Annotated in this window: 17 protein-coding genes; 8 read left to right on the top strand and 9 right to left on the bottom strand. The window is 66.6% G+C overall.

Translation table 11 applies throughout. The features are described from left to right. Positions 1–15 precede the first annotated feature (15 nt). Positions 16–921 carry a DNA-3-methyladenine glycosylase gene (locus tag A6723_RS16500; RefSeq protein WP_054908460.1) on the top strand — a complete coding sequence of 302 codons (906 nt, stop codon included), beginning with the start codon at positions 16–18 and terminating at the stop codon, positions 919–921. Positions 922–923: 2 nt separating this feature from the next. Beyond that, the gene (locus A6723_RS16505) at positions 924–1,400 is read left to right on the top strand and encodes a methylated-DNA--[protein]-cysteine S-methyltransferase (protein WP_054908459.1); all 477 of its coding nucleotides are present in this window, start codon (positions 924–926) and stop codon (positions 1,398–1,400) included. A gap of 9 nt (positions 1,401–1,409) precedes the next feature. Here A6723_RS16505 and A6723_RS16510 read toward each other — a convergent pair whose 3' ends face one another. Beyond that, positions 1,410–1,946 carry a methylated-DNA--[protein]-cysteine S-methyltransferase gene (locus A6723_RS16510; RefSeq protein ID WP_256233786.1) on the bottom strand — a complete coding sequence of 179 codons (537 nt, stop codon included), beginning with the start codon at positions 1,944–1,946 and terminating at the stop codon, positions 1,410–1,412. A gap of 24 nt (positions 1,947–1,970) precedes the next feature. Continuing rightward, the gene (locus A6723_RS16515) at positions 1,971–2,549 is read right to left on the bottom strand and encodes a TetR/AcrR family transcriptional regulator (protein ID WP_054908457.1); all 579 of its coding nucleotides are present in this window, start codon (positions 2,547–2,549) and stop codon (positions 1,971–1,973) included. Positions 2,550–2,616: 67 nt separating this feature from the next. On the opposite strand from A6723_RS16515, the gene A6723_RS16520 reads away from it, so the two are divergent. Continuing rightward, positions 2,617–3,144, top strand: coding sequence for a dihydrofolate reductase family protein (locus tag A6723_RS16520; protein WP_054908456.1), 528 nt, complete (start codon positions 2,617–2,619; stop codon positions 3,142–3,144). Between the two features lie 75 nt (positions 3,145–3,219). On the opposite strand, the gene A6723_RS16525 is transcribed toward A6723_RS16520, so the two are convergent. The 6 genes from A6723_RS16525 to aroC all read right to left on the bottom strand — a co-directional run bounded on the left by A6723_RS16525 (position 3,220) and on the right by aroC (position 7,871). After that, positions 3,220–3,411, bottom strand: coding sequence for a PLDc N-terminal domain-containing protein (locus A6723_RS16525; RefSeq protein ID WP_024765432.1), 192 nt, complete (start codon positions 3,409–3,411; stop codon positions 3,220–3,222). A gap of 86 nt (positions 3,412–3,497) precedes the next feature. Then, the gene (gene mtnC / locus A6723_RS16530; RefSeq protein ID WP_054908455.1) at positions 3,498–4,181 is read right to left on the bottom strand and encodes an acireductone synthase; all 684 of its coding nucleotides are present in this window, start codon (positions 4,179–4,181) and stop codon (positions 3,498–3,500) included. Between the two features lie 175 nt (positions 4,182–4,356). Continuing rightward, positions 4,357–4,902, bottom strand: a complete 546-nt coding sequence (locus A6723_RS16535) for an acireductone dioxygenase (protein WP_024765430.1) — start codon at positions 4,900–4,902, stop codon at positions 4,357–4,359. A gap of 47 nt (positions 4,903–4,949) precedes the next feature. Next, positions 4,950–5,576 carry a methylthioribulose 1-phosphate dehydratase gene (locus tag A6723_RS16540; RefSeq protein WP_054908454.1) on the bottom strand — a complete coding sequence of 209 codons (627 nt, stop codon included), beginning with the start codon at positions 5,574–5,576 and terminating at the stop codon, positions 4,950–4,952. Beyond that, complete coding sequence (locus tag A6723_RS16545; protein ID WP_054908453.1) at positions 5,560–6,720, bottom strand: MFS transporter; 1,161 nt, start codon at positions 6,718–6,720, stop codon at positions 5,560–5,562. Before A6723_RS16545 ends, A6723_RS16540 begins: the two co-directional genes overlap by 17 nt. A 59-nt stretch (positions 6,721–6,779) precedes the next feature. Then, a complete protein-coding gene (aroC, locus tag A6723_RS16550) occupies positions 6,780–7,871 on the bottom strand; it encodes a chorismate synthase (protein WP_054908452.1) in 1,092 nt (363 codons plus the stop codon). Positions 7,872–7,993: 122 nt separating this feature from the next. On the opposite strand from aroC, the gene A6723_RS16555 reads away from it, so the two are divergent. Together A6723_RS16555 and A6723_RS16560 are read left to right on the top strand one after the other, a co-directional pair. Beyond that, the gene (locus A6723_RS16555) at positions 7,994–9,025 is read left to right on the top strand and encodes an alpha/beta hydrolase (RefSeq protein ID WP_054908451.1); all 1,032 of its coding nucleotides are present in this window, start codon (positions 7,994–7,996) and stop codon (positions 9,023–9,025) included. Between the two features lie 48 nt (positions 9,026–9,073). Then, complete coding sequence (locus A6723_RS16560; RefSeq protein ID WP_054908450.1) at positions 9,074–9,856, top strand: hypothetical protein; 783 nt, start codon at positions 9,074–9,076, stop codon at positions 9,854–9,856. A gap of 232 nt (positions 9,857–10,088) precedes the next feature. Here A6723_RS16560 and prmB read toward each other — a convergent pair whose 3' ends face one another. Continuing rightward, entirely contained in the window at positions 10,089–11,003 is a 915-nt protein-coding gene (prmB, locus tag A6723_RS16565; RefSeq protein ID WP_054908449.1) for a 50S ribosomal protein L3 N(5)-glutamine methyltransferase, read from the bottom strand. 180 nt (positions 11,004–11,183) lie between these two features. On the opposite strand from prmB, the gene A6723_RS16570 reads away from it, so the two are divergent. From A6723_RS16570 to A6723_RS16580, 3 genes are all read left to right on the top strand, one after another. Next, positions 11,184–11,780, top strand: coding sequence for a cysteine hydrolase family protein (locus tag A6723_RS16570; RefSeq protein WP_024765423.1), 597 nt, complete (start codon positions 11,184–11,186; stop codon positions 11,778–11,780). 173 nt (positions 11,781–11,953) lie between these two features. Continuing rightward, the gene (locus A6723_RS16575) at positions 11,954–12,274 is read left to right on the top strand and encodes a hypothetical protein (protein WP_045208670.1); all 321 of its coding nucleotides are present in this window, start codon (positions 11,954–11,956) and stop codon (positions 12,272–12,274) included. Between the two features lie 70 nt (positions 12,275–12,344). Further along, positions 12,345–12,902 (top strand): Smr/MutS family protein, encoded by a 558-nt coding sequence (locus A6723_RS16580; RefSeq protein WP_054908448.1) that lies wholly within the window; start codon positions 12,345–12,347, stop codon positions 12,900–12,902. Positions 12,903–12,932: the final 30 nt, after the last annotated feature.

Below are 12,932 nucleotides of genomic sequence, written 5' to 3' on the forward strand. Positions count from 1 at the left end.
GGGTAATGTCGCCCCATGACCAACACGCCCCCCACTTCCCAACTTATTCGCCTGCCCTACCGTGTGCCCTGGGACTGGCAGCAGTTCCACGAGCATTTCGCCCTGCGCAGCCTGGCCGGCGTCGAATGCCTGTCGCCGCGCCGCTATGCCCGCAGTGTGCGCGTGGGCGGCGATATCGGCTGGTTCAGCGTGCGCCCGCTGGAAGACAGCGCCGAACTGGAACTGGACATTCACCTGGCGCCGCAGCACGCGCAACCGCTGGCGGCGCGGGTCAGCAAGATGTTTGACCTGGACAGCGACCCACTGCAGATCGCCACGCATTTCCAGGCCGATCCGCTGCTCGCCCCGCTGATACTGCAGGCGCCCGGCCTGCGCCTGCCCACCGCCTTCGACCCGTTCGAGCAGGCCGTGCGCGCCATCGTCGGCCAGCAGGTCACGGTGAAGGCCGCCGTCACCATCGTCGGACGCCTGGTGCAGCGCCTGGGTGAAGCGTTACCCGGCGATTGTGAAGGCCAGCCAACGCGACTGTTCCCCACCCCCGAGGCCCTGGCCGAAGCTGACCTTGCCGGCATCGGCATGCCCGGCAAGCGCGTGGAGACGCTGCAGCGCTTCTCCGCCGCCTGCGCCAGCGGCGCGCTGGAATTGCACGTGAACGACGGCGCCGACGACCTGGTACAGCGCCTCTGCGCCCTCCCCGGCATTGGTCCGTGGACGGCGGAGTACGTCGCCCTGCGCGCCTTCGGCGATCCGGACGCCTTCCCCGCCGCCGACCTGGGCCTGCTCAAGTCACCGGTCTGGGGCGCCGGAGGCATCACCGCTCGCGAGCTGCAACGTCGCGCCGAAGCCTGGCGGCCGTGGCGTGCCTATGCCGCCGTCTATCTGTGGCACGCCTATTCCCAGGCCGGCCGCACCGGAGGATGACCATGCACTACCGTTACCACGACAGCCCCACCGGCCGCCTGCTGCTGGCCGGCAACGAAGGCGGCCTGCGCATGCTCTACATGGACCTGGAGGTGCGCCATTACCCTCAGCCGGACTGGCACGAAGGCAGCCCGCTGCTGGACGATGTGGCGCGTCAGCTGGACGAATATTTCGCCGGCAAGCGCCAGCGCTTCGACGTGAAGCTGAACACCGGTGGCACCGAGTTCCAGCGCCAGGTCTGGCAGGCGCTGCTGGAGATTCCCTACGGCTACACCACTGTCTATGCAGAACTGGCGCGGCGGATCGGCCGGCCCAAGGCCATCCGCGCGGTGGGCGCGGCCAACGGCGCCAACCCGATCAGCATCATCGTCCCCTGCCATCGGGTGATTGGCAGCAACGGCAGCCTCACCGGCTACGCTGGCGGCCTGCCGCGCAAGGAATTGTTGCTGCGCCTGGAGGGCGCGCTGGAAACGGCCTAGCCGTCCGCTCTAGGAGAAGTCGAAGGCGGTCTGCGCTGCCTGCGGATCGACGTAGCCTTCCAACGCCAGCATGCGCATCTTCGAGCCGCTGCCACCGGGTGCGGAGAAGCCACCGGTCTTGCCGCCACTGGCAAGCACGCGGTGACAGGGAATGATCAGCGGGATCGGATTGGACCCCATCGCTTGCCCCACCGCGCGGGACAAGCCGACATCGCCCAGGCGCCGGGCGATCTCGCCATAGGTCGTGGTCTCCCCGCGGTCCAGCTGGAGGATGTCGTCGTAGACGCGGCGGTGGAAATCGCTCTGCCCGGACAGGTCCAGCGGCAACGTCTCGAACGACACCGCCTCGCCCTGCGCATAGCCGAGGATCAACCGGCGCGCTTCATCGATGAATGGAGGCCATTGGGCAGTCTCGGTGCCTAGCTTGTCGAAGCGCTCGCGCACGCTGTGCACGGAGTCCCCCGGCAGATAGGCGCGCGTGATTCCCTGCGAGCTCCAGGCGAGCCCGAACCAGCCGAGGTCTGTTTCGATCAGGCAGTAATGCATCGAACGAGTCTCCATCGCGGCGCCTTATCCCGCAACCCTTTCCGCCTTCAGCACGACATCGCACCAACGGCGCAGCTCGCCGCCGATGGCACTCGCCGGATCGCCCCGGCGTTCGAAAGCCCACCACAACTGCGCGCCCTGCCACTGGCTGGCCATCAGCCGGCCGAGAATTGGCTGCCGTTGCGGATCATCGCTCAATCGCCGTCCCAATGCCGCGGCCAACGTCGCGCCCCATCGTGCCCCACGTTCACGAAGCAATGGATCGCGCATGTCCTCGCGCAGGATCAGCAACCCTTCCGCGTAATCGGCCTCACCCTCGCCCACCGGGAACATCGCCACCAGCATCCGAATCGCGCCTTCCGGGCTCAACTCGGTGCTCTCGTCGAGTCGGGCGGTCTGCTCATCCAGTTGGTCCCAGGCGCGCAGCAGCACGGCGCGGAGGAAATCCGCCTTGGTCGCGTAGCGCTGCACCAGCGTCGCGGCGCAAAGCCCGACCTCGCGGCCCACGGCAGCGAAAGTCACGGATTCCGGCCCTTCGCGCACCATCAATGCCATGGCGGCGTCGAGTATCGCTGCGTCGCTCACCGTCTTGGTTCGAGCCATGCGAATCTCTTTTATAAATGAATATTCATTTATATATTGGCACAAAGCTTACCCAGGGAGACGCAACATGGCCAGAATTCTCGGCTACATCGCCACCAGCCTTGACGGCTTCATCGCAACGCCCGAACACGAGCTGGACTGGCTGTTCAGGCATGACCAGTTGCAGTTGGGCGAACATGACTACACCCTGTTCCTCCAGCGCATCCGCACGGTGGTCATGGGCCGCGCGACCTACGACTTCCTCGCGGCCGACCCCAGCCCCTGGCCCTATGGCGCACAGCGCGTGCTGGTGGTGACGTCCCGCCCCATCGACGAACCGAAGGGCCCGCTGGAAACCCGCAGCGACGTCGATGCGCTGATCGGGGAACTGCGCGCATTGGAAGATGGCGACGTATGGATGCTCGGCGGAGGCCAGCTGCAGATGGCCTTCCTGGAACGCGGGGCGCTGGATGAGCTGGAGATCTACGTGATGCCGGAGATCATCGGCGGCGGCTTTGCGCTATTCCCCGCGACCGGGCTGCGGGTGTCACCGACGCTGCTGTCGGCCAAGGTGATCGAGCCGGGCTGCGTGCGGATGCATTACCGGTTCGACTGAGGCTGTCGACCTGCAGGAGCGTTCCATGGGCGCTATCGCGAACATGGCCCGCTCCTGCGGCAGTCGAAATGACGCTCAGACCCGCACGTTGCCGCGCGGCCCTGCCACCGCCCAGATGATCAGGCCGAGCACCGGCAGGATGACGATCACCAGGATCCAGATGATCTTCATCGGCATCTCGGCGTTGCTTTTCACCACGTTGATGATCGCCCAGATATCCAGGGCAAAGATGATCAGGCTGATCAGGCCACTGAGGGTCGAGCCCATTTGGAAGATCCTTCTATGAGAATGTCGGCCTGATCAGCATAGCTGCCCGCGCCGCAGCGGCACGGGCGTGCATTCAAGGCAGGGGGTCAAACCCGCGCCGGGTCGATCACCGCGAAGCTTGCCACCGTGTCGTGGCCTTCCAGTACCCCACCCTCGCGGGCCAGGCCGATGGTCTGCAGGCCGGCCTGCTGTGCGGCATCCAGCTCCTGGACGATGTCGGAAAGGAACAGGATGTCTTCGCCCGGCAGACCGATGGCAGCGGCGATGCGGCGGTAGGACTCCACCTCGCGCTTGGGTCCGCTGGTGGTGTCGAAGTAGCCGGAGAACAGCGGCGACAGGTCGCCCGCCTCCGAGCAGCCGAAGATCAGCTTCTGCGCCTGGATAGAGCCGGAGGAATAGACGTACAGCCGGTAGCCCTCGGCGTGCCAGTGGCGCAGCGCGTCGACGGCGTCCGGGTAGACGTGGCCCTTGAGCTGGCCGGCGCTGTAGCCCTGCTCCCAGACCATGCCTTGCAGTGCCTTGAGCGGCGTGGCCTTGCGGTCTTCGGCGATCCAGCCGAGAAGGATTTCGATGCAGCGTTCGGTGTCGGCGTTCGCCTCACCGCTTTCGGCGCGCACGGCGGCGAGTTGCTCGGCCACGGCCGGATCGTCGGCATGCTCACGCACGAAGTCCGGCAGGTGCGCGGCGGCATAGGGAAAGAGCACGTCGAAGACGAAGCTGACCGCGCTGGTGGTGCCTTCGATGTCGGTGAGGATGGCTTTGATGGGCATGGGGACTCCAAAGGCCCGCCTTTAACCCAGGCGGGATGACATGCAGGACCGAGGGGGGACGCCCAGTCCTTGCTCGCGAACGGCATGGAACCGAGTGGGCCGGCAACACTGTTCGCGAGCACGCTCGCTCCTACGAAGAGCAGGAAACAGCCTACCCTCCCCGGCTAAGGAGGGATCAGTCTTCCAACAACGGAAAACGCTTGGCGATCTCATCACCGGTGAATTTCGCGACCCAGCCTTCGGCATTGTTGAACAGGCGGATGGCCACGAAGTGCGGGCGCTCGCCCATGTCGAACCAGTGGCGGGTGCCGGCGGGCACCGAGATCAGGTCGTTCTTCTCGCACTGCACGGCGTAGACGTGATCCTCGATGTGCAGGGTGAACAGCCCGCGGCCGGCGACGAAGAAGCGCACCTCGTCCTCGCCATGGCGATGTTCATCGAGGAACTTGGCGCGCAGTTCATCCTTTTGCGGATGGTCGGCGGTCAGGCTGACCACGTCGACGGTGACGTAGCCCTCCTCCTCCTGCAGGCGGCGAATCTCGTGCTGGTAGGCGGCGATCACCTCTTCCTGGCTGGCGCCGGGAACGATGGGGGCATTCGCCGCCCAGCGCTGGAAGCGCACGCCCAGCTCGCCCAGGGTGGAAGCGATGTCCTCGGCGTGGGTCAGCAGCTTCAGCGGCTGCTCGGGGTTGGATTCGTGGTAGACGGTCAGGCTGCTCATGGTCGTTGTCCTTCTGGGCTTTTTTCTCAAAAGCGGGTCGGGTTCGCTCAGCGCGTGCCGCCGCGAAGGCTCAGTACTTTCAGTTCGCATTCGAAGAGGAATTCGAAGGCTTCGATCTGGCGCAGGGCATCGGCCATGCGTGGGCCCCAAGTGTACAGGCCGTGGCCACGGATCAGGTAACCCGGGCAGTCCGGATGCGCATCGAGCCAGGGTTGCATCTTGGCGGCCAGGCGGGCGATGTCCTGGTCATTGTCGAAGATCGGCACGGTGACGCGGCCTTCGTGGGTACTGACGCCGGCGAACGCTTTCTGCAGTTCGTAGTCTTCCAGCTCCAGGCGGTCGCCCACAGTCAGGCGCGACAGCACGGTGGCATTGACCGAATGGGTGTGCAGCACCGCGCCGATCTCCGGGCGCCAGGCGTAGAGCTGGGTGTGCAGCAGGGTTTCCGCCGAGGGCTTCTTGCCCGGCTCCAGGCTGTTGCCGGCGAGGTCGGTTTCCAGCACATCGTTCTCACCGAGCTGGCCCTTGTGCTTGCCCGAAACGGTGAGCAACGCACGGTCGGCGGCCAGGCGCGCGGAATAGTTGCTGCTGGTGGCCGGCGACCAGCCACGGCCATAGAGGAAACGGCCGGCCTCGATGATCTGTTGGGTCAGCTGTTCACGGGTGTCGTTCATGCGGGTCCTCGTTCAGACGGGTCCAGATGATGAAGGCGGCGGCCAGCGCAGCCACGCTGGCGATGGCAAAGGTCCAGGCCGGCCCAAGGCTACCCCAGCTGTAGCCGGAGTAAAGCGCGCCGAGCGCGCCACCGGTGCCGGCCAGCGCGGCGTAAAGCGCCTGGCCCTGCCCCTGCTGGCGAGCCTGGAAGCTGCGCTGGACGAAATGAATGGCGGCAGCGTGGAAGCTGCCAAAGGTCGCCGCGTGCAGCAACTGGGCGAATAACAGTACCGGCAGGTGCCCGGCCAAAGTGCCCAGCAGCAGCCAGCGCAAGGCCGCCAGCAGGAAGCTCGCCACCAGCACCTGGCGCAGCGAGAAGCGCTTGAGCAGGCGCGGCATGACCAGGAACAGCAGCACCTCGGCCACCACCCCCAGTGCCCAGAGCTGGCCGATCAGCCCACGAGCGTAGCCGAGCGACTCCAGGTGCAGGGTCAGGAAGGTGTAGTACGGGCCATGGGACAGCTGCATCAGGCACACGCACAGGTAGAAGGCGAGCACGCCGGGCTTGAGCAGTTGCTGGAGAAAACCGCCCGCGCTGGCCTCATCCTGCCGCGCCGGTGGCTGGGCGTTCGGCACCCACCAACTGGCGCCGACGATGCCGAGCATGATCGCCAGCAGCGCCAGCGGATAGGCGTCCAGGCTGGCGAACTCGAACAGCCAGCCCAGGCCGACCACGGTGCAGATGAAACCGATGGAACCCCACAGGCGGATACGGCTGTAGCTCTCGGTGCGCCCGCGCAGGTGCGCCAGCGTGATCACCTCGAACTGCGGCAGTACCGCGTGCCAGAAGAACGCGTGCCCGGCCATGATCAGCGCCAGCCACGCATAGCTGTGACCGAGGAAGATGCCGGCGAAACACAGCGCCGTGCACACCGCGCCAAAGCGCACGATGGCCAGTCGCTGGCCGCTGCGGTCGCCCAACCAGCCCCACAGGTTCGGCGCCACGCAGCGCATCAGCATGGGGATCGCCACCAGTTCGCCGATGCGTGGCGCAGAGAACCCCAGGTGATGGAAATACAGCGCGAGGAACGGCGCCGTCCCGCCCAGCAGGCAGAAGTAGAAGAAGTAGAAACTGGACAGCCGCCAGTAGGGAACCTGAGTCATCGGCGGCGAATATCCGACGCTCCCGCCACCTGATCAGGCCGGCGGGAGCGCCAGGTCACTCAAAGCTGACCGAGGACCGGGGTGCCGACCTTCACGTCGGCATTCTGCGCGCGATTGCGCAGCAGGTGGTCGAGCAGCACGATGGCCATCATCGCCTCGGCGATGGGTGTAGCGCGGATGCCCACGCACGGGTCGTGGCGACCTTTGGTGATGACGTCCACCGGGTTGCCGTCCACATCGATGGAACGGCCGGGGGTGGTGATGCTGGAGGTCGGCTTCAGCGCCAGGTGGGCGATGATCGGCTGGCCGCTGGAAATACCGCCGAGGATGCCGCCAGCATTGTTCGACAGGAAACCTTCGGGGGTCAGCTCGTCGCGGTGCTCGGTGCCGCGCTGGGCGACGCTGGCGAAGCCGGCGCCGATTTCCACGCCCTTCACCGCGTTGATGCTCATCAGCGCGTGGGCCAGTTCGGCGTCCAGGCGGTCGAAGATCGGCTCGCCCAGGCCCGGCGGCACGCCTTCGGCGACCACGGTGATCTTCGCGCCCACCGAATCCTGGTCACGGCGCAGCTGGTCCATGTAGGCCTCCAGCTCCGGCACCTTGTCCGGGTCGGGGCTGAAGAAGGCGTTGTCTTCGACGCTGTCCCAGGTCTTGAAGGGGATTTCGATGGGGCCGAGCTGGCTCATGTAGCCGCGCACGCTGATGCCCATGCCTGCCAGGACCTTCTTGGCGATGGCGCCGGCGGCCACGCGCATGGCGGTCTCGCGCGCCGAGGAACGGCCGCCGCCACGGTAGTCACGGATGCCGTACTTGTGGTGGTAGGTGTAATCGGCGTGGGCCGGGCGGAACAGGTCCTTGATCGCCGAGTAGTCCTTGGACTTCTGGTCGGTGTTGCGGATCAGCAGGCCGATCGGGGTGCCGGTGGTCTTGCCCTCGAACACGCCGGAGAGGATCTCCACCTCGTCGGCTTCCTGGCGCTGGGTAGTGTGGCGGCTGGTGCCGGGCTTGCGGCGGTCCAGGTCGCGCTGCAGGTCTTCCAGGGAAATCTCAAGGCCGGGCGGGCAGCCGTCGACGATGGCGACCAGCGCCGGGCCGTGGCTTTCGCCAGCGGTGGTGACGGTGAACAGCTTGCCGTAGGTGTTGCCGGACATGCGAGGCTCCGCGAAAAGACTGGTATCGAAAAGGCCGAGCAGTATACCTGCGTCAATCCGCCCTGCGAACCTTCGCCGCCCGCGAGGATCAAAGCGCCATCAGCCCCATCACGAAGTCTTCGATGCGCCGTCTCGCCCTGCTCCTCTTCTGTTTCGTCACCAGCATCGCCCAGGCCGCCCCCACCAGCATCCTGCAGCGTCCCTATGACCTGGATACCGGCCACGGCGTGCTGCGCGGGACGATGCTGCTGCCCCAGGGCGATACCCCTCCGCCAGTAGCACTGCTGATCGCCGGCTCCGGCCCCACCGACCGCGACGGCAACAACCCCGAGGGTGGACAGAACGCCTACCTGCGCAAACTGGCCGAGGCCTTGGCGGAAAACGGCATTGCCAGCGTACGCTACGACAAGCGCGGCGTGGCCCGCAGCCTGCCGGCCGCGCCGCGTGAGGAAGAGCTCAGCGTTGAAGCCTACGTCAGCGACGTGGTGGCCTGGAGCGACAAGCTGGCCCACGACCCGCGCTTCGGCCGGCAGATTCTCATCGGCCACAGCGAGGGCGCGCTGATCGCCAGCCTCGCCGCGCCGCGAACCCACGCCGAGGCATTGGTTTCCCTCGCCGGCAGTGCCCGCCCGATCGGCGACGTATTGCGCGAGCAGTTGCAAGCCCGCCTGCCGCCGCCCCTGCTCGCCCAGGCTGACCAACTGATCGACGGCCTGCAGGCCGGGCAACTGCAGCCACGGGTGCCGGAGCCCCTGAAGGTGCTGTTCCGCCCCAGCGTGCAGCCCTACCTGATCTCGCTGTTCCGCCAGGACCCGGCCCGCGCCTTCGCCGAGTTGAAATTGCCGACGCTGGTCCTGCAGGGCACCAACGATATCCAGGTTGGCGTCGAGGATGCGCAGGCGCTCAAGCGCGCCAAGCCCGACAGCGACTTCCACCTGATCTCGGGGATGAACCATATCCTGCGGATCGTCCCGACCAGCGGTCCGCAGCAGCTCGCCTCCTACAACAATCCCAACCTGCCGCTGGCCCGAGAGCTGGTGCAGCGCATCACGACTTTCATCCAGCACGCGCCGAGCCTTCCCGGCAGTACGCTTGCCGAAAATGCGCCGGGATCTGGAGCGAACGTCTCAAGAAATCCGCCGGTGCGTCGATAAACCACGGGAGAGCCCTGGCCACGCCCGCCAGGCCCCGAGGTAGACCCCATGACCGAAGCCGAACAGACTGCCGTCGCCGCCGACGAGAGCGCCGCCGCCCGCCCGCATCCCTGGGCGGACCTGGCGCCGGAACACTATCGCCTGCTGCGCCTGGCGCCGCTGCCCACCGACCGCACCACTGGCGCGCGGCCGCTGCGCTTCGTGCAACTGGGCCGGGTGGAACGCCACAACGGCGAGCAGAGCCTGCTGCGGCTGACCGTACAGGTGCCCGGCCAGGTGCTGCGCAAGGAAGTGAACCTGCTGGAGGTCTGGGCGGACCACCGCAGCAAGGAAGTGCGCTTCGGCGCCGACTCGGGCTTCACCACCGAACCGCTGAACCGCGGACTGGGGCGATTCCTGCTGGCCCAGGGAGTGGCCTGGGCGAAAAAGAAGTGGTCGCACTACCGTGTCGAGGGTGGCGCGCTGGCGATGAAGGACGCACCCAACGAAGAGGCCCGGCAGCGCCGCGACCACTTCCTGCGCGCCCAGGGCTTCGACGTGATCTACGAGGATTCGCGGCTGCTGAAGGCGCGCTACAGCGTCGGCCGGGTCAGCGAGCTGTACGACGACTGGCACAAGGACAAGGTGCAGATAGTCCCGCTGCTGGAAGCCGGCTCGATGCTGGAACAGGCTGACCAGAACCTCGCCACCCAGTCCAACGAGATCCGCCGGCTGGAGCAGCGCATCGAGACCTTCCGCCGCGACGACACCAGCCTGCGCTTCACCATCGCCTGCCTGACGGTGTTCGCCGTGTTCCAGGCGGGATTGCTGATCTGGATCGCCACGCACTGAGGCGCGGCTTGGCGTCTTTGGCTTTCCGCCGACCGTTCGGCGTGGCCGGATAATGATCGCGGACGAAGTCTGCTCCTACCCAAAGCCGACCTCCGCGATGGGCTGAACCCCACGCCGAAGCATTCTTTTGTAGGAGCGAGCTTGCTCGCGAACCGGCCAGGCGCCGGACCAACCGGTAAATCCGTTCGCGAGCAAGCTCGCTCCTACAGATTCAGCCCACCCTTGGAGTGGATCAGGCCTTTACCCGCCCCCTGAACAGCTCCTGATGCTCGCGGCATTGCTGCGCCGAGAGCAGGAATACCCCGTGGCCGCCGTACTCGAAGTCGAGCCAGGTGAAGTCCACTTCCGGGTAGAGCGCCGCCACGTGCACCTGGCTGTTGCCCACCTCCACCACCAATGTGCCGCGCTCGGTCAGGTGGTCCGCCGCCTCGGCTAGCATGCGCCGTACCAGGTCCAGGCCGTCGTTGCCGCAGGCCAGGCCCAGCTCCGGCTCGTGGTGGTACTCGGCGGGCATGTCGGCGAAGTCTTCGGCGTCGACATAGGGAGGGTTCGACACGATCAGGTCGAAACGCTGGCCCGGCAGGCCTTCGAAACCGTCACCCTGCACGGTGTAGACGCGCTCGCCCAGCTCGTGGCGCTCGATGTTGATATTGGCCACTTCCAGGGCGTCGAACGACAGGTCGCCCAGCACCACTTCGGATTCCGGGAAGGCGCTGGCGCAGGCGATGCCGATGCAGCCCGAGCCGGTGCACAGGTCGAGGATTCGTGCAGGGTCGGCCGCCAGCCAGGGCTCGAAGCGACGTTCGATAAGTTCGGCGATGGGCGAGCGCGGCACCAGTACGCGCTCGTCCACCACGAAGGGCATGCCACAGAACCAGGCTTCGCCCAACAGGTAGGCAGTCGGCACACGCTCCTCGATGCGTCGGCGCAGCAGGTGCATCAGGTATTCGCGCTCCTCGTCCTCGAGGCGGCAATCCAGGTAGGCGTCGGCCATTTCCCAGGGCAGATGGAGCGCGCCCAGCACCAGTTGGCGGGCTTCATCCCAGGCGTTGTCGGTACCGTGGCCAAAGAACAGTTCCTCGGCGTGGAAGCGGCTGACGGCCCAGCGGATGTGGTCACGCAGGGTCAGCAAACGAGATTCGGTCACGGCAGCAGTCCTCGCAGCTCGCAAAAAGGGACGCATTCTAGCGGAACGCGGGCACTCCGGGGGCTTTCCAGCCCGTTCCGCCAAAGAATGCCATTACCACTTTGGCGCGAGTTCGCAAAGATTCACAGCGGACGCGTTACGGCCCACAATGAGTGAACATGCATTTACAGGAGTCGTGACATGTCCCTTCCGCTCAGCATGCTGCAGATCAGTGGGCGCGGATATCCGCCGGCCACCCTGCGCCAGAGCACTCTGTTGATCATCGATGCCCAGGAGGAGTACCGCAGCGGCGTACTGGCCCTGCCTGACCTGGATGCCGCGGTGGCGCAGATTCGCCTGCTGCTGGAGACGGCCCGGGCCATGGGCACCCCCATTGTCCACGTGCACCACCTGGGCGTGGTCGGCGGCCTCCTCGACCCGCAGGGCCCGCGCGGCCGCTTCCTGCCCGAACTGGCGCCGCTGCCGGGCGAGGTGGTGGTGGACAAGCGCCTGCCCAACGCCTTCGCCGGCACCGACCTGCATGACCGCCTGCAGGCCGGCGGCCGCCTGGACCTGATCGTCTGCGGGTTCATGACCCACTCCAGCATCAGCACCACCGTCCGCGCCGCCAAGGACTACGGCTACCGTTGCACCCTGGTGGATGCCGCCTGCGCCACCCGCGACATTCCCACCCCCGAAGGCGGCGTGCTCGCCGCGCGGGACCTGCACCGCGCCGAAATCGCCGCCCTGGGCGACAACTTCGCCGCCGTGGTCGCGCAAGCCCAGGCGCTGGTCTGAAGCCATTCGTCCCGACGGGCGGCAACGACAAGCACCCGGGGTTAGGCTCAGCTTAGGCGCGATAGCCCGCGAACCCGCTCATCCAGCGGGTTCGCCGCGCTTCCCGACCCTGGGGTTGGAACCCCTCCCCTCCCCACCGGTCATAGCCTCGTTCAATAGATGAGGAAGTCGGGATGAAGATGACCGATAAATTCGATCCACCCAGCCTGCGCCCGAAGCGTCCGGGTCGCTGGCGCTGGCGCTTCGCTGCCGCGATCGCCGCGGTAATCGCCACCTTCGGCATCCTGTCCGCCATGGCCGGCGTCGCCGCCCTGCTCCGCCGCCAGCCCGCGGTGGGCGTGCTGCACATCGAACCGGGAGCCGGCGCCGTGCTGCTGGTAATCGGACTGTTCTGTCTGTGGCTGGGCGTCACATTCTGGCGCGCCGCGCGCCGCCGCGCCCGTGGCCGTGAAGGCCTGAGCCTGTCGCCCCGGCTGATGAAGCGCCGCGACTGATCCCCGCACGGCGCATTTCCGCAGGACCGGCGCGATCCGTTAGACTGCGCGGCTGTTTGAGGAGGTGCGCATGCAAGACGACGATTTTTCCCAATTCGCCAGCGAAATGCGCGGCGTCAGGCGGATCACCGTGGACCAGGCCGACACCGGTAAACCCAAGGCCGACCGCAAGCAGCTCAAGGAGCTGCGACAGAACGCGACCGTACGCACCGAGAACATCCGGGTGGACGGTCTCTCCGACCAGTTCGTCATCGACGTCGGCCCCGAGGACGAACTCTACTGGGCCCGCGACGGCGTCCAGGAAGGCCAGATACGCAAGCTCAAGGCCGGCCAGATCAGCTTCGAAGGCAGCCTCGACCTGCACGGCATGAAGATCGAAACGGCCCGCGAAACCCTCTGGGACTTCATCGCCGAAGCCACGCGCTTCGAGATCCGCTGCGTCCGCGTTACCCACGGCAAGGCGGCGCGCGTCGACGGCCGCAGCCCGATGGTAAAGAGCCATGTGAACACCTGGCTGCGCCAGCACCCGCAGGTACTCGGCTTCACCTCCTGCCTGCCGCGCCACGGCGGTACCGGCGCCATCTACGTGATGCTGCGCCGCAACATGCTCGAAGGCCGCGACGAGTAAAAGGCCCGCGCCCGGCTTGCACCAGCGCCC

It is taken from the genome of Pseudomonas sp. AU11447 (assembly GCF_001672555.2).
GTDB classification, from domain to species: Bacteria; Pseudomonadota; Gammaproteobacteria; order Pseudomonadales; family Pseudomonadaceae; genus Pseudomonas; species Pseudomonas nitroreducens.